16 protein-coding genes are annotated in these 15,659 nt (G+C 69.4%); 5 read left to right on the top strand and 11 right to left on the bottom strand.

The genetic code is table 11. From position 1 onward, the window contains the following. Window positions 1-70: 70 nt before the first annotated feature. The 5 genes from PJW05_RS23490 (at window position 71) to PJW05_RS23470 (ending at window position 6,176) form a co-directional block, all read left to right on the top strand. The gene (locus tag PJW05_RS23490; protein WP_271409337.1) at window positions 71-2,611 is read left to right on the top strand and encodes a PAS domain S-box protein; all 2,541 of its coding nucleotides are present in this window, start codon (window positions 71-73) and stop codon (window positions 2,609-2,611) included. A 120-nt stretch (window positions 2,612-2,731) separates the two neighbouring features. After that, on the top strand, window positions 2,732-2,998 hold the full coding sequence (locus PJW05_RS23485; RefSeq protein WP_271409336.1) for a PepSY domain-containing protein: 267 nt from the start codon (window positions 2,732-2,734) through the stop codon (window positions 2,996-2,998). A gap of 3 nt (window positions 2,999-3,001) precedes the next feature. After that, complete coding sequence (locus PJW05_RS23480; RefSeq protein ID WP_271409335.1) at window positions 3,002-3,535, top strand: cytochrome b/b6 domain-containing protein; 534 nt, start codon at window positions 3,002-3,004, stop codon at window positions 3,533-3,535. A gap of 316 nt (window positions 3,536-3,851) precedes the next feature. Next, window positions 3,852-5,279, top strand: coding sequence for an MFS transporter (locus PJW05_RS23475; protein ID WP_271409334.1), 1,428 nt, complete (start codon window positions 3,852-3,854; stop codon window positions 5,277-5,279). Window positions 5,280-5,522: 243 nt separating this feature from the next. Next, on the top strand, window positions 5,523-6,176 hold the full coding sequence (locus PJW05_RS23470; protein ID WP_271409333.1) for a 7-cyano-7-deazaguanine/7-aminomethyl-7-deazaguanine transporter: 654 nt from the start codon (window positions 5,523-5,525) through the stop codon (window positions 6,174-6,176). Between the two features lie 3 nt (window positions 6,177-6,179). On the opposite strand, the gene gspM is transcribed toward PJW05_RS23470, so the two are convergent. The 11 genes from gspM to PJW05_RS23415 are packed head-to-tail and all read right to left on the bottom strand — an operon-like array spanning window position 6,180 to window position 15,654. Then, window positions 6,180-6,653 carry a type II secretion system protein GspM gene (gspM, locus tag PJW05_RS23465; RefSeq protein ID WP_271409332.1) on the bottom strand — a complete coding sequence of 158 codons (474 nt, stop codon included), beginning with the start codon at window positions 6,651-6,653 and terminating at the stop codon, window positions 6,180-6,182. A gap of 3 nt (window positions 6,654-6,656) precedes the next feature. After that, on the bottom strand, window positions 6,657-7,745 hold the full coding sequence (gene gspL, locus PJW05_RS23460) for a type II secretion system protein GspL (protein WP_271409331.1): 1,089 nt from the start codon (window positions 7,743-7,745) through the stop codon (window positions 6,657-6,659). Between the two features lie 5 nt (window positions 7,746-7,750). After that, complete coding sequence (gspK, locus tag PJW05_RS23455; RefSeq protein ID WP_271409330.1) at window positions 7,751-8,626, bottom strand: type II secretion system minor pseudopilin GspK; 876 nt, start codon at window positions 8,624-8,626, stop codon at window positions 7,751-7,753. Continuing rightward, window positions 8,619-9,218 (bottom strand): type II secretion system minor pseudopilin GspJ, encoded by a 600-nt coding sequence (gene gspJ, locus PJW05_RS23450; protein ID WP_271409329.1) that lies wholly within the window; start codon window positions 9,216-9,218, stop codon window positions 8,619-8,621. Before gspJ ends, gspK begins: the two co-directional genes overlap by 8 nt. Beyond that, entirely contained in the window at window positions 9,215-9,547 is a 333-nt protein-coding gene (gspI, locus tag PJW05_RS23445) for a type II secretion system minor pseudopilin GspI (RefSeq protein ID WP_442969271.1), read from the bottom strand. The genes gspJ and gspI overlap by 4 nt, the downstream gene beginning before the upstream one ends. 28 nt (window positions 9,548-9,575) lie before the next feature. Beyond that, entirely contained in the window at window positions 9,576-10,067 is a 492-nt protein-coding gene (gspH, locus tag PJW05_RS23440; RefSeq protein WP_271409327.1) for a type II secretion system minor pseudopilin GspH, read from the bottom strand. A 1-nt stretch (window position 10,068) separates the two neighbouring features. Further along, complete coding sequence (gene gspG / locus PJW05_RS23435; protein ID WP_271409326.1) at window positions 10,069-10,497, bottom strand: type II secretion system major pseudopilin GspG; 429 nt, start codon at window positions 10,495-10,497, stop codon at window positions 10,069-10,071. A gap of 15 nt (window positions 10,498-10,512) precedes the next feature. Beyond that, window positions 10,513-11,721: a type II secretion system inner membrane protein GspF gene (gene gspF, locus PJW05_RS23430; protein WP_271409325.1), complete on the bottom strand. Its 1,209-nt coding sequence runs from the start codon at window positions 11,719-11,721 to the stop codon at window positions 10,513-10,515. 2 nt (window positions 11,722-11,723) lie between these two features. Next, window positions 11,724-13,208 carry a type II secretion system ATPase GspE gene (gspE, locus tag PJW05_RS23425; RefSeq protein ID WP_271409324.1) on the bottom strand — a complete coding sequence of 495 codons (1,485 nt, stop codon included), beginning with the start codon at window positions 13,206-13,208 and terminating at the stop codon, window positions 11,724-11,726. Then, on the bottom strand, window positions 13,205-15,097 hold the full coding sequence (gspD, locus tag PJW05_RS23420; protein WP_271409323.1) for a type II secretion system secretin GspD: 1,893 nt from the start codon (window positions 15,095-15,097) through the stop codon (window positions 13,205-13,207). Before gspD ends, gspE begins: the two co-directional genes overlap by 4 nt. Next, a complete protein-coding gene (locus PJW05_RS23415; RefSeq protein ID WP_271409322.1) occupies window positions 15,094-15,654 on the bottom strand; it encodes a type II secretion system protein N in 561 nt (186 codons plus the stop codon). Before PJW05_RS23415 ends, gspD begins: the two co-directional genes overlap by 4 nt. Between the last annotated feature and the right edge of the window lie 5 nt (window positions 15,655-15,659).

The following is a 15,659-nucleotide window of genomic DNA, read 5'->3' as shown; positions in this document are numbered from 1 at the left end:
CTGAATCGTCTGCGATCTGTCCGAATCCTGCCGGTAACGTCACCGGCTTCTGCCGTGGGGGACCCGGCTGATGCGCCCTGCCCGCGAACCCACGGCGTTGCTGCCGACCCTGCTGCTGGTCTTCGCCGGCTATCTGCTGCTGGCGCTGGGGGCGGTCTGGCTGTCGCGCCAGCCTGGCAGCGTCGCGACCCTCTGGTACGCCAATGCCTTCACCGTGGCGCTGCTCTGGGACCAGCCGCTGAGGCGCTGGGCGCCCTTGCTGGCGGCGGCGATGCTGGCCGACCTGCTGGCCAATCTACTATTCGGCGACAGCCTGCTCCTGGCGGCCAGCTTCCTGCCGCCCAACCTGCTGGAGATCCTCATGGCCGGGGCCCTGCTGCGGGTCAGCGGCGCGCCGTTGCGGATGAACGAAAGCCCGGGTGCCTTCCTCCAGTTCATTGCCTTCGGTGCCATGCTGCCGCCGCTGCTGGGGGCCAGCCTGGGCGCGAGCATCCTCGCCTGGCACGGGCTGGAATCCTTCGAACGTGGCTGGATGCTCTGGGTCGAGGGCGCCATGCTCGGCGCCGTCTCGGCGCTGCCCCTGGCGGTCTGGCTGCGTCAGCACAGTTGGTGGGAAATCCTCGGCGAACGCCGCCGCCGCGAGCTGCTGCTCTACATCGGCGTGACGCTGCTGGGCACGCCCATCGTCCTGCTGCTGTTGCCGTTCCCTTTCGTTTACCTGTCGCTGCCGCTGATCATCGCCGCGGTGCGCCTGACCTTCGCCGGCACCGCGCTGCTGGTGGCGCTGGTTTCGGTGAGCGGTGGCCTGATCATCGCCTTCGGCCTGCTCGAGACGCCGGATGTGGACAAGGGCTGGCGCGAGCTGCTGATCTACCTGCCGCTGTTGCTGGCGCTGCTACCGCCCCTGCTGCTGGCCTCGGCCGTGGAGCAGTTGCGCAAGCGCCGCCGGGAACTGACCGCCAGCGAGACGCGCTTTCGCGACGCCATGGACCACTCCGCCATCGGCATGGCCCTGGTGGGGCTGGACGGCCGCTGGCAACGGGTCAACCACGCGCTCTGCGAGATGCTCGGCTACGCCGAAGACGAACTGGTCCGGCTGAGTTTCCAGGACCTCACCCACCCCGACGACCTGGCCGGCGACCTTGAACTGGTGCGCGAGGTCCTGGCCGGGCGGCGTCGCAGCTATCGCCTGGAGAAGCGCTACCTGCACAAGAACGGGCGGGACATCTGGGGCCTGCTGGCGGTTTCCCTGGTGCGCGACCACAAGGGCGAGCCGCTGTATTTCGTCTCGCAGATCGAGGACATCGACCGCCGCAAGCGTGCCGAGGCGCGTGAAGCGGAACTGGCGCGGCGCTACTCGGTGGCCACCGAGGCCAGCGGCGTCGGAGTCTGGGAATGGGACCTGGCCAGCGACCGCCTGCTCTGGGACGACGGCATGTGCCGCCTCTACGGCCGTACCCCGGGCGCCGGGCTGTCCTACGCCGACTGGTGCGCCTGCGTGCATCCGGACGACGCCGCCCGCGTCGAACACGAGATGTCGGCCGCGCGGGAGGGCAGCCGGCGGCTGGACATCGAATTCCGCATCCGCCGTGGCGATGGCCAGCAGCGGATGCTCAAGGGGTACGCGCGGCTGGTCCGCGATGCCGACGGCAAGCCGCAGTGCCTGGTCGGCACCAACTGGGACGTCAGTGAACTGCGCCAACTGGCCGAACGCCTGCGCGACGAGCGCGAACGGCTGCAGGTGACCCTCGACGCCATCGGCGACGGCGTCATCACCACCGACCTGGAAGGCCGGGTCAGCTTCCTCAACCCGGTTGCCGAGCGCCTCAGCGGCTGGAACAGCGGAGAGGCCCAGGGCCTGCCCATCGAACAGGTACTGCTGCTGGAAGGCGAGGATGGCCGGCTGGTGGCCAACCCGGTGCGTGACTGCCTGGAGCAGGGCAGTGCCGCCAGCCTCCAGGGCCTGGCCTCGCTGCGTCACCCGGCCGGCGGCACCATCGCCCTGCGCGGCCAGGCGGCGCCCATGCGCGGCGGCGACGGTGCGCTGCTCGGCTGCGTGCTGGTGCTCACCGACGTCAGCGAGGCGCGGGCGATGCAGAAGCACCTGCGCTACGCCGCCACTCACGATGCCCTGACCGGCCTGCTCAACCGCCCGGCGTTCGAGGATGCCCTCGGCGAAAACTGCCGCGACGTGCTGCAGAACGGCGGTCACAGCGTGCTCTGCTTCATCGACCTGGACCGCTTCAAGCAGGTCAACGACAGCGCCGGCCACGCCGCCGGCGACGAACTGCTGCGCCGGCTCGCCCGCCTGATGCAGGCCCAGGTGCGCGCGGGCGACCAGTTGGCGCGGCTGGGGGGCGACGAGTTCGCGCTGATCCTGCGTAGCTGCCCGTTGCCCCAGGCGGAACTGCTGGCGGCGCGGCTGATCGAACAGATCCAGGGAATGACGCTGGCCTGGGAAGGACAGGTGCTCAGCGTCGGCGCCAGCGTCGGCATGGCCTGCATCCACGGCGCCAATGCCCAGCCCGCGGAACTCCTGAAACAAGCGGATACAGCCTGCTACCGGGCCAAGCACGCGGGGCGCGGACAGTTCGCGGTCGAACACCGCTGAGGCCGGCGGTTCGACAAATGACAGCCACCGGGGCCTCGCCTAATCTCCTTGGTCACGGCAGTGAATGAGACGTCCTTGCATTGCCTTTAGCCCTATAACGTACAAACAGAGGTCACTCCCATGCGCAAACTCCTGCTCCTTTCCCTGGCCCTGGTCAGCCCGCTGACGTTCGCCAGGACCGAGTGCACCACGGCCGACAAGGCCACCTGGCAAGACCAGGGCAAGTTCCAGGAAGACCTCAAGGCCAAGGGTTACGACATCAAGAAGTTCAAGGTCACCGCCGGCAACTGCTACGAGATCTACGGCTGGGACAAGGACAAGCGCAAGGTCGAGATCTACTTCAACCCGGTGGACGGCGCGGTGGTCAAGGAGGAAATCGAGGACTGACCCATGAGCGCTGGAACCGTTCGCCTCTGGGACCCGGTGGTGCGGATCGGCCACTGGTCCCTGGTGGTCGCCTTCATCGGCGATTACTTCCTCAACGAGGCGGGTGACGGCTGGCACCGTTGGCTGGGCTATTACGCCGTGGCGGTGGTGCTGGTGCGTGTGGCCTGGGGCTTCGTCGGGCCCGTGCCGGCGCGCTGGGCCGACTTCTGGCCGCGCCCGACCCGTCTGCTGGCCCACGCCAGGCTCCTGCTCGGCGGCGGCCACCTGCACCGCCTGGGCCATTCGCCGCTGGGCGGGCTGGTGATGATCCTCATGCTGCTGTTGATGGCCGGCCTGGGCGTCACCGGCTTCCTGATGGAAGAGATTGACTATTTCTGGGGCGAGGACCTGCCCCGCGATATCCATGTCTTCATGGCCGACAGCCTGTTCGCCCTGGCCTGCCTGCACGTCGGCGCCGCGCTGGTGGAAAGCGTGCGCCTGCGCGAGAACCTGCCCTGGTCCATGGTCACCGGGCGGCGCAAGTCGAGGACGGAATAGCGGTACGTCGCCCGCCCCTCCTGGAAACCAACAGTGGGCATCCCGGAGCGGACGGCCAGATCGTCGCCCAGTGAAATCCCCGAGCGCTGTTTATGCCCTCTCCCTAACCCTCTCCCGTAAACGGGAGAGGGAACCAAAAGCTCATCTGAACGGCATCACGAGCGGTGGTGGGTTTTCCGCGGATTGCATCCGGGCATCCGGGCTTCCGGCGGCTGCAGGTCGGCCAGAGTTGTCCCCAGGTCGCATCCAGCCAATTCCCCGCGTGCATGCCCTGCCCATACTCGGGACACACCCGCAGAGAAGGAAGGGACTCCCCATGCACGCACCCGGCTACAGCGCCGCCGAACGCCTCGAACGCCTGCCGGTCAGCGGTTATCACCGGCTGATCTTCATCATCATCGCCCTGGCGTTTTTCTTCGATTCCATGGACCTGGCGATGATGACCTTCCTGCTCGGCTCGATCAAAGCCGAGTTCGGCCTGAGCAGCGCCCAGGCGGGGCTGCTGGCCAGCTCCAGTTTCTTCGGCATGGTGCTCGGCGCTTCGTTGTCCGGGCTGCTGGCCGACCGCTTCGGGCGCAAGCCGGTATTCCAGGGCAGCATTGTCCTCTGGGGCGTCGCCAGTTTCCTTTGCTCCACCGCCCAGGACGTGGAGACCCTGACCCTCTATCGCATCCTGCTGGGGATCGGCATGGGCATGGAGTTTCCCATCGCCCAGTCACTGCTCTCGGAGATGATCCCGGCCAGCCGTCGCGGCCGGTACATCGCGCTGATGGACGGCTTCTGGCCGCTGGGCTTCGTCGCCGCCGGGATGCTGTCCTACGTCCTGCTGGAGCCCGTCGGCTGGCGCAACATCTTCCTGGTGCTGGCCTTTCCGGCGATCTTCGTCCTGGCCATCCGCTTCCTGATCCCCGAGTCGCCGCGCTGGCTGGAACAGGTGGGCCGGCTCAGGGAGGCGGACCGGGTGCTGCGCGGCATCGAACGGCGGGTGATGACCTCCCTTGGCACCGACAGCCTGCCCGAGCCCCAGCGCATGCCGCGCCAGGCGGCGCGCGCGCCGGGCTTCTTCAGCGCCTTCGGCGAGCTCTGGTCGGCCCGCTACCGGCGCCGCACCCTGATGCTCTGGAGCTTGTGGTTCTTCGCCCTGCTGGGCTTCTACGGCCTGACCTCCTGGCTCAGCGCGCTCCTGCAGCAGTCCGGCTTCGCCGTCACCCAGTCGGTGTACTACACGGTGCTGATTTCCCTGGGCGGCATTCCCGGCTTCCTCGCTGCCGCCTGGCTGGTGGAGCGCTGGGGGCGCAAGCCCACCTGTGTGCTGACCCTGCTGGGCGGCGGTGTCATGGCGTTCTTCTATGGGCAGAGCGCGGTGTTCGGCGGCAACCAGGCGCTGCTGATCGGCACCGGCCTGGCCATGCAGTTCTTCCTCTTCGGCATGTGGGCCGTGCTCTACACCTATACGCCGGAGCTTTATCCCACCTCGGCACGGGCGACCGGGTCCGGCTTCGCGTCGGCGGTGGGACGTGTCGGGTCGTTGCTCGGGCCGACCATCACCGGCCTGCTGTTTCCCATCGCCGGCCAGGGCGGGGTGTTTGCCCTGGGGGCGGCCTGCTTCGGCGTGGCGGCCCTGGTGGTCTGGGTGTTCGGCATGGAAACCCGTGGGTTGACGCTGGAGGCGTTGTCGGAAGAGGAGGGTCGCAAGCCGGTGTTGAGCCTGGTGGACCGGGGGGATGGGGCAAGGGCGGAGTAGGCGTCCCCGCCTCTGTGCGTTTCCCCCGGCACAAGGAGAGCGCTGTGCGGTCCATCGCGATTTAAATCCCACAAGCGCGTAGCCCGGATTGCATCCGGGCTGCCAACGGGCGGGAGCGGTAGGTTCCTCTGGACGAAGCGGCTTTTCCTGACGTGCGGGTCAAGTTAGAATGCGCGCCGTCGTCGGCCAGGGGGCCGCGACATGGGTTCCCTCACCCCATCGGCAAAAAGGATGCGAACCACCATGCCCGCTGCATTGCCTTCGATCTGGCGCCCGGCGCTGACCGGCCTGATCGCCTTCCACATCCTCATCATCATCGCCAGCAACTACCTGGTGCAGTTGCCCATGACCCTGTTCGGCTGGCAGACCACCTGGGGTGCGTTCAGCTTCCCGTTCATCTTCCTCGCCACCGACCTGACCGTGCGCCTGATGGGCAAGGCGGCGGCGCGGCGGGTCATCGCGCGGGTCATGCTGCCGGCGCTGCTGGCGTCCTACGTGGTTTCGGTGCTGTTCCAGGATGCGACCTTCCAGGGCCTCGGCGCGCTGGGCGAATTCAACCTGTTCGTCGCGCGCATCTCCCTGGCCAGCTTCCTCGCCTATGTGCTGGGACAGGTGCTGGATATCCAGGTCTTCGACCGCCTGCGGCGCATGCGCCAGTGGTGGATCGCGCCGGTGGCCTCGACCATCGCCGGCAACGCGCTGGACACCTTCGCCTTCTTCTCGGTGGCTTTCTGGCGCAGCGACAACCCCTTCATGGCCGAGCATTGGGTGGAGATCGCCAGTGTGGACTATGGCGTGAAACTGGCGGTCAGCCTGTTGCTCTTCGTGCCGCTGTACGGCGTGCTGCTGGGCGGCATTCTGCGCCTGCTGACACCCGGACGGGCCGAGCCGGCCTGAGCCTCAGCCGGCTTCCAGCGCCAGACGCGCCTTCGCGTCGGCCTCCGGGCTCACTTCCAGGCCCAGCGCGGTCACGTTCACGCCGCTGGCCTCCAGGCGTTCCAGCCAGGCCACCAGGCTGTCCAGCCTGCCCTCCAGGCTGAGGTTCATGCGCCCCGGCCCGTCGTTGTCCATGCGTTCGATGGTCAGGTTGGCGTTGGCACTGGTTCGCGCCAGGAAGCCCGGCAACGCCGAGGCGTCGACGCGCTCGCCCTGTGTCGCGGCGCCGGCCGCCGGCAGGCTGCGCAGGTCCTGCCGCAACTGCAATTCATCCTGGTAACGCCGTTCGGCAGCCTCCAGGGCCTGCTTCTGCGGTTGCCAGAGCAGCAGCCAGGCCAGCACCAGGCCGAGGAACAGGCCCAGCGCCAGCAGCGCCTGCTGTTCGCGTTGGGGCAGGCGTTGCCACTGTTGGCGAAGGGGGTGGATCAGAGTCGGCATGGTTCAGTCCTTTATTTGCAGGCGTGCGCTGACGCCATCGGCTTCGCGCACGGCGGAGTCGGACAGCACGATACGGCCCTGGCGCACCAGGCCTTCGCGCAGGCGTTCGATGTCGGCGAAGGCGGGCGCGCTGACCCGCAGGGTCCAGCCTTCGCCCGCCTGGTAGTCGAGGCGGCCGACCTCGGCCAGGCCGCCGCCGCTGGATTTCCAGAGCCGCGCCAGGTTGTCCAGGCGGTGGGCCAGGCCGAGGTCGGATTGACCGGCCTGCTGCTGCCGCGCCCGCACCTGACGGGCCAGGTCGACCACCCGGCCCTGGTCGGGAAAACGCTGCTGCCAGGTGGCCAGGTTGTCCTGGGCCAGGGCAGCGGTGCGTTGTTCCAGCAGCAGCCGATTGCCGACGTCATGCACCAGTTGCGCGGCGAGGCCCAGGGCCACCAGCAGCGCCAGGCCGCGCCAGGGCACGCGCCGCCGGGGGCGCAGGGCGAACTCGCCGGTGCGCAGGTCGAGTGCCTGCCGCGAACCTTCTGCCAGCAGCGCCCAGGGGGTGTCCTCGCGCCAGTCCAGCGCCGCCGGCAGCCGTCCCTTGAGGTCGGCCAGGTCGTCGGCGCCCAGCGCCAGGCGTTGCGGCAACGCGCCGCCGATCAGCCAACGACCGGCGCAGAACAGCGCCAGGGGGCGATCGGCCGGCAGGCAGTCGGCGTCGATGTGGACGCGCGCGGGGACCAGGCCGTGGCCGGCCAGGCGTTCCAGCACTTGCCCCAGCCAATCGCGCTTGAGCACGAACAGCCGGCAGTGGCGCCGCTCGCGCAGCGGACCCTGCACCAGGTGCAGGTTGTCCGGGTCGTCCAGCAGCTTGTCTTCCAGCGCCGAATGGATCGCCTGGCGCAGCCAGCGGCCGCTGCGCGCGGGCACGTCGATTTCGTGGTGGCTGGCGGCTTCCGCCGGCAGCAGCAGGGTCAGTTCGAGGCCGGCCAGGTCGGCGGCGGCTTGCACCAGGTCGCCCTGGACGGCATCGCCGCCGGTTCGCCACCAGGTCAATGGCCAGTCGCCGTCGGCCGGCGCGGGGGTGCTGAGGTAGAGCCAGGCTTGCACGTGGGTTACTCCGGAATGGTGGGGACGGGGGCGGCGAGGATGCGGCGCAGGACGCTCACCCGGCCTTCGAGGCTGGTGTGCAGGTCGCTGATCAGGCGTAGGCGGCGTCCGCCCAGCTCGACATCGAGGGTCGCGCGGAAGTATTCGCTGGTGACGCCCAGGCCCAGGGAGCGGACCTGGCGATCCTGCAGCAGGGGCTGCTCGATGAACGCCTGGACGCTTTCGTAGCCCTCGGCCGGCCGTGCCTGCACGATGGCCCGGGCGACGCCGGGGTCGAGCCCTTCGAGGGCGGCCAGCACTTCGGCCGGGGCGGTGTTCAGGTTCAGCGCGCCCTCCGTGGTGCGTAGCCAGGGCTGTAGCCGGCGCAGGCCGGCGGCGTCCAGCGGCTCCAGGCGCATCAGCTCGCTGCTGTCGGCGAAGGGCAGCGGCTTGCCGTCGTTGGCGAAGCGCACCGGCAGGCTCGCCGGGTCATGGGCGGGCAGCTCCAGGTGGGCCAGCAGGCGCTGATAGCGGGCGCGCTGGGTACGGTCGCCGCCGGGGCGCTGGGTGTTGAGGTCGAAGCGGCCGCTGAGGTCTTCCAGCTGGATGCGGATATGCCCGCCCTCGATGTCGAACGCCTGGGGGCCCTGGGCCCAGCGCTGGGCGAGGTGCACGCGCTTGAGGCTGTCTGCCTCGCGCAGGTCCGCGAGCAATTGCTGGCGGGCCCAGGCCTCGCCACTCAGGGCCAGTTGCCAGAGCTGCCGATGGGCGAGCTGGTTGGCGCTGCTGGCGACGGCGAGGCGCTGGCGGGCGAGCATGTCGCTGACGATCAGGGTGACCAGGGCGGTGATCAGCAGCACGCTGATCAGCGCCACGCCCCGTTGCGTCCGAACTTCAGGCATCGTCCGCTCCGGGGTATCCGGGCAGCAGGACGACGCGGCGGATGTCCGGGTAGCCGGGCACGTCCAGCTCCAGTTCCAGTGCCTGGGGCAGGCTCAGCGGCGAGCTGCCGACCGGCCAGCCGCCGTAGGAGCGGCCTTCGTGGTCGATGTAGCGCAGGCGCTTCAGGGTGACGCCGTCCAGCAGGCGTTGCGCATGGCTTTCGCTGTTTTCCAGCTCGCGTCCCGGCTGGCCGCGGTACTCGCGCAGCCACTGGCCGTCGCTCCAGTCATGGCGGATCTCCAGCACCTCGCCGCGTCGCTGCTGCAACGGATTGCTCCAGCCGCCGCGCACCAGGCGCAGGCCGTCGGCGCGGCCGATCAGCGCCTGGCGCCGGCTGGGGTCGTCGCTCAGCGGGTAGGCGATGGCCTGGGCCAGGTCCTGCTCGAAGAGGCCCAGTGCCCGCTGCAGTTGTCGTAGCTGCTGCTCGTGCAGGGCGATGCGCTTCTCGCTGTGGGTCACCCGCTCCAGCAACTGGTAGCAGGCCAGGCCGAGCAGGCTGAACAACGCCATGGCGATCAGCACTTCCAGCAGGGTGAAGCCGCGCTGGGTCATGGCCGCGCCTCGATGAAGCCCACCAGTTGCGCGCGGCGCACCGGCCGGGCAGCGTCCACCTTCACCGCCAGGCTGACTTTGAGCAGCTGCGGGTCCGGCGCTGGGCCGATCTCGCTTTCCAGTAGCCAGTCGCGCCCGGCGAAGGCGATGCGTTCTTCGGCGTGGCCGGTGGCGGCCGTCTTCATGCGTGCGCGCAGTTCGTTGAGGCGGTTGTCCGCCAGCCATTGGGCCAGGCTGCGTTCGGTGAGGCCGGCGCTGTTGCCGGCGACATGCTGGGCCGCGCTGTAGAGGGCCACCGACAGGGTGGCGAAGATGGCCAGGGCGACCATCACTTCCAGTAGGGTGAAGCCGCGTTGTTCAGGGTTCGACCGGTTCAAGGCGCACCTCCTCCAGGCCGTCGCTGGCCAGCGACAGGACCGGGGTCATCCGGTATTCCACCAGCAGGGTGAAGGGCGATACCTCGTCGCTGGGCTGTACCAGCAACTGCGGCATGGGCCGGCGACCGGCGTCGCCGAGGCCGGCGGTTTCGTCGTCCAGCTCCAGGCGCAGTCGCAGGCTGTCCGGCAGGCGCTGTTCCCGGTAGCCGGGTGCCGGCTGCCAGGTGCCTTCCTCGTCCAGGCGCAGCACCTGGTAGCGCTCGGGGTCGATGCGCAGGCCGAACGCCTGCCGGTTGAGCAGCGCGTCCTCGCGCAGCAGGCCGATCAGGCCGCGCAGCTGTTCGGCTTCGCGGCGTGCCTGCTGGCCGCCGGTGTCGCCCTGCACCAGCGAGGTGAGGCCGACGAACAGGCCGATCACGAGGATCACCACCAGCACTTCCAGCAAGGTGAAGCCTGCCGCTCGACGTCGCATCTCAGAGGCCCCAGTTGCCGATGTCGGCGTTCAGGCCTTCACCGCCGGCGCGACCGTCGGCACCGAAGGAGAACAGGTCGTAGGCGTTGCCCTCGCTGCCCGGCGCGAGGTACTGGTAGGCGTTGCCCCAAGGGTCGACGGGCAGGCGCTTGAGGTAGCCGTCGGGGTTCCAGTTGCGCGCCTGCGGGGTGCCGGACGGCTTGCTCACCAGGGCGTCGAGGCCCTGCTGGGTGCTCGGGTAGCTGTGGTTGTCGAGTTTGTAGATGTCCAGCGCCATGCCGATGGCCTTGATGTCGCTCTGCGCGGCGGTGACCTTGGCCTGGTCGGGCCGGCTCATGATCTGCGGCACCACCAGGGCGGCGAGCACCCCGAGAATGACCACGACCACCATGATTTCGATCAGGGTGAAACCCCGTTGTTGCTGTTGCATGCCAATGCCTATCTGTCAGGTGATGAGTTGGTTGAGGCTGAGGATGGGCATCAGGATCGCCAGCACGATGAGCAGCACGCTGGCGCCCATGAACACCAGCATGGCCGGCTCGAACAGGCCCACCAGCATGGCGATGCGGTTGGCCAGTTGCGCTTCCTGCTGGCGGGCGGCGCGGTCGAGCATGGAATCCAGCTCGCCGGAGCGCTCACCGCTGGCGATCATGTAGAGCATCATCGGCGGGAAGTGGCCGCTCTGCTCCAGTGCCCGGGTCAGGCCGCCACCTTCTCGCACTGCGCGCGCCACGTCTTTCAGACCCGTACGAATCTGCTGGTTGGCCACCACCTCGGCGGCGATCTCCAGCGCGTCCACCAGGGGCACGCCGCTGCGTCCGAGGATCGCCAGGGTGCTGATGAAGCGGGTGCAATTGCTTGCGCGGATCACCTTGCCGACCACCGGAATGCGCAATTGCGCGCGGTGCCAGCGCAAGCGCAAGGCCGGCTTGCGCAGCGCCAGCCGCGCCGCGCCGCCGAGCGCGGCGAGCAGCACCAGCAGGAGCAGGCCGTAGTCGCGCAGGGCGGCGCTGCTGGCGATCAGGCCTCGGGTCAGGGCGGGCAGCTCCTGGCCGCTGTCGACGAACACCTTGACCACGTCCGGCACCACGAAGCCGAGCAGGAATCCGACGATGCCAAAGGCTGCCAGCAGCAGGATGCTCGGGTAGAGCATGGCCAACTGGATCTGCTGGCGTGCGGCCTGGCGCGCCTCGGTGTAGTCGGCCAGTTGCAGCAGCACCTGGCCGAGGTGGCCGGCGCGCTCGCCAGCGGCCACGGTGGCGCGGTACAGCGGTGGGAAGGCACGGGGAAAGTCGGCCATCGCGCGGGCCAGGCCATGGCCCTCCAGCACGCGGGCGCGGATCGCCAGCACCATGCTCTGCTGGCTGCGTTTCTCGCATTGGGCGGCCACCGCCGCCAGCACTTCCTCCAGCGGCAGGGCGGCCTGCACCAGGGTGGCCAACTGACGGGTCAGCAGCGCCAGTTCGGCCGGGCCGAGGCCGCGGGCGGAAGTCGCGGCGCCCTGGCGGCGGCTGCCCCGCGCCGGCTTGACCTGCAGCGGGATCAGGTTGCGCTCGCGCAGCATCTGGCGCACCTGGCGTTCGCTGTCGGCTTCCTGCACGCCCCGGCTCTTGCGCCCGGCGCCGCACATGGCGAGGTATTCGAAGGCGGCCATGCTCAATCCTCCCGGGTGACGCGCAGCAATTCTTCGAGGCTGGTGGTGCCTTGCAGCACCTTGTCGCGGCCATCGGCGAACAGGCTGTGGCCGTGCTGGCGGGCGTGGCGGGTAAGGGCGGCCTCGCCAGCGCCTTCGTGGATCAACTGGCGCAGGCGCTCGTCGAACAGCACCAGCTCGTAGATGCCCTGGCGGCCCCGATAGCCGCTGTTCTGGCAATTCGGGCAGCCCACCGGGTGGTGCAGCAGCGGCGCTGCCTCCGGGTCCAGGCCGAGGTGGCCGCAGGCGGCGGCGTCGGCGGGGGCGGCCGCCTTGCAGTCCGGGCAGAGCACCCGCACCAGGCGCTGGGCGAGTACGCCGAGCAGCGAGGTGCAGAGCAGGAAGGGCTCGACACCCATGTCCACCAGGCGGGTGACGGCGCCGATGGCACTGTTGGTGTGCAGGGTGGACAGCACCAGGTGGCCGGTGAGGGACGCCTGCACGGCGATTTCGGCGGTCTCGCGGTCGCGGATTTCGCCCACCATCACCACGTCCGGGTCCTGGCGCAGGATGGCGCGCAGGCCGCGGGCGAAGGTCATGTCCACCTTGGTGTTGACCTGGGTCTGGCCGATGCCGGGCAGGTGGTACTCCACCGGGTCTTCGATGGTGAGGATGTTGCGGGTCAGGCTGTTGAGGCTGGCGAGGCCCGCGTAGAGGGTGGTGGTCTTGCCCGAGCCGGTGGGGCCGGTGACCAGGATGATCCCGTGGGGGCGGTGCAGGGCGCCTTCCAGGCGCTCGCGGGTGGCCGCGGCCATGCCCAGGCGGGCAAGGTCGAGGCGCCCGGCCTGCTTGTCCAGCAGGCGCATCACCACCCGCTCGCCGTGGGCCGAGGGCAGGGTGGACACGCGCACGTCCACTTCGTGGCCGGCGATGCGCAGGGCGATGCGGCCGTCCTGGGGAATGCGCTTCTCGGCGATGTCCAGCTTGGCCATGACCTTGATCCGCGACACCAGCAGCCCCGCCAGTTCGCGCCGGGGACGGAGCACTTCGCGCAGCAGGCCGTCGACCCGCAGGCGCACCGAGAGGTGCTGCTCGAAGGTTTCCAGGTGAATGTCCGAAGCCTTGGCCTTCACCGCCTCGCCGAGGATGGCGTTGATCAGGCGGATGATCGGTGCGTCGTCTTCCTGCTCCAGCAGGTCGGTGGTCTGCGGCAACTGCTCGGCCAGGCTGGCCAGGTCGTCCTGGCCGGCGATCTGTTCGCCCAGGCCCTCGGCCATCTGCATGGCGTCGCCCTGGCCGTCGCGGTAGTGGCCGGCCAGTTGCTGGGCGAAGGCGTCCTCGTCCAGCACCCGGGCGCGCAGCGGGGCACCGCAGTGGCGGCGCACCTCGGCGAGGATTTCCAGCGGCGCATCGTCGCGGCAGTAGAGGATCGGGCCGTCGGCGCCGGGCTCCAGCAGCACGCCATGGCGCCGGGCATAGCTGAACGGCAGGCGGGTGACCGGCGTCATGGGCGCTCTTCCTTGCGCATGTCGACGACCTCGTCCCTGGCGCTGGCGTCGAACAGGCCGCGCTGGTCGCTGGGCAGCAGGAGCTTGTTGGCGGCGCCACTGGCCGAACGCATCTGGCGCAGGTCGTTGTACTTGCGGGTGCTGACGTCGCGGCCGTCGGCGCTGTCGCGCAGCAGGGTCGGGCGCAGGAAGACCATCAGGTTGGTCTTCTCGTTGATCTCCTTGGTGCTGCTGAACAGGCGGCCCAGCAGGGGGATGTCGCCCAGCAGCGGCACCTTGCTCACCTGGGTCTTGACGTTGTCCTTGATCAGGCCGCCGAGCACGATGATCTGGCCGTCGTCGGCGAGGATGGTGCTCTTCACCGCGCGCTTGTTGGTGATCACGTCGCTGGTGCTGACGCCGGCCGGCGCGGTGGCCAGCTCGGAGCTCTCCTGCTCCACCTTCAGACGCAGCGAGTCGCCTTCGTTGATGTGCGGGGTCACCTTGAGGGTGATGCCCACGTCCTTGCGCTCCACGGTGGTGAAGGGGTTGCTGGCACCGGCGGTGTCGGTGGTGTAGGAGCCGGTCTGGAAGGGCACGTTCTGGCCGACGAGGATTTCCGCGGCCTCGTTGTCCAGGGTCAGCAGGCTCGGCGTGGACAGCAGGTTGTTGTTGGAGTCGCTGGACAGGGCGGTGATCAGCGCACTGAAGTTGCTGCTGCCCAGGCCGATGATGGCGCCGTCCGGCAGGCTCGGCAGTGTGCCCGGCTCGCGGTTGAGCAGGGTGCCGATGGACAGGCCGGTATTGCCGAAGTGGGTGCCGCCCGCCGCGTGCTTGCCGCCGGCCGCCCACTGCACGCCGAGGGCTTCGTTGATGTCGCCGCTGACCTCGACGATGGCCGCTTCCACCAGCACCTGGGCGCGTGGACGGTCGAGTTCGCCGATGACCTTGTCGAGCATCGCCAGTTGCGCCGGCTCGGCCATCAGCACCAGGGCGTTCTGGCTCTTGTCGGCGCTGACCAGCACGCCGCCGCCCTGTGTGGCGCCGTCCTTGCCGCGGCCGCCGTCCATGCGCTTGCCGATGCCGTTGAGCAGCTCTTCCAACTGCTTGGCGTCGCTGTGGTGCAGGCGCACGACGCGGGCGCTGTCATTGGCGCTGCCGGGCACGTCGAGGGATCTGGCCAGTTCGGCCATCTGCTGGCGGGCCTGGGACGAGCCGACGAGGATCACGCGGTTGCTGCGGGCATCGCCGATGGCCTTGGCGCTGCTCGGGCCGGTGCCGTTCTGGGTGACGCTGTCGGTCAGGGTCTTGGCCACGTCCATGGCCCAGGCGTGCTTGAGCTCCAGGGTGGAGAAGGCGCGGCTGCCGGCGCTGTCCAGCTCGCGGACCACCTGGCGGATGCGTTCGACGTTGCTGAGGCTGTCGGTTACCACCAGTGCGTTGGAGCTGGCCGACGGCGCCACATAGGCGTCCGGCGCCACCAGCGGGCGCACCACGGCGGCCACTTCGCTGGAGGTGGCGTTGTGCAGGGCGAGCACTTCGGTGACGAACTCGTCGCCGGACTGCTCGCTGGATTTGGTCTTGGCGTCGGCCACCGGCACGATCAGCACGCGATCGCCCTGGTCGAGCGCCGCGTAGCCCTGGCTGCGCAGCACGGTGAGGAACAGCGAGTAGATGCCATCCTGGTCCATGGCGGAGGATGACTGCACCGTCACCTTCCCGCTCATGCGCGGGTCCAGGACCATGGTCTTGCCGGTGATCTCGCCGACCTCGCTGACCAGGTCGCGCAGCTCGGCGTCCTTCATGTTCAGGGTCCATTGGCGTTCGGCGCCCTTGGCGGCCAGGGTCGGCAACGGGGAAAGCAGAGTGCCGAGCATCAGCAGGGCAGCGGTGATTCGGGTCAGGTTCATGGCGTTGTCTCCGCGGGCGAGGGCGATACGCCCTGGCCGGTGGTTCCGGCGAGTGGGTCGGGGCTGGCGGCCGGTCGCGGCACCAGCAGGCGGTCCTGCGAGCGGGCGAAGCGCAGGATGTGTTCGCGGCCACCCAACTGGATCACCACGTGGTCGGCCTGCACGCTCTTGAGCTGGGCGCCGCCGGGCAGGCGATCACCGAGCCTGTAGAAAACGCTGCCCTCCGGGGACTGGATCAGTGCGCGGGAGGCGGTGGCCTGGCTTTCGGCGAGGCTGGCCAGCAGGGTCAGCGGCACGGCGCGCTGGAGCGCCTCGACCGGTGCCGGCGGCACGGCGCCGAACAGTTCGGCGATGCTCCGGTCGTCCGGTCGGGTGTGGGGCTGCTGCACCTTGGGCGGCGCGGCGGCGGCCTGTTCGACCTGAGCGGCGACAGCCTGCTGGTAGCGCCAGCCGTCCAGGCCGAGCCAGCCCAGCCAGGCGCACAGTCCGGCGACGCCAGCGGGCAGCAGGCAACGCTGCAGGGACAACCGGGCCAGTGCGGGGAGGGCGCGTTTCATGGTGG

This window comes from Pseudomonas sp. Q1-7 (genome assembly GCF_028010285.1).
Taxonomy (GTDB): Bacteria; Pseudomonadota; Gammaproteobacteria; order Pseudomonadales; family Pseudomonadaceae; genus Metapseudomonas.
Note: the sequence above shows the minus strand (reverse complement) of the source record. Positions and strands in the feature narration are given on the sequence as shown.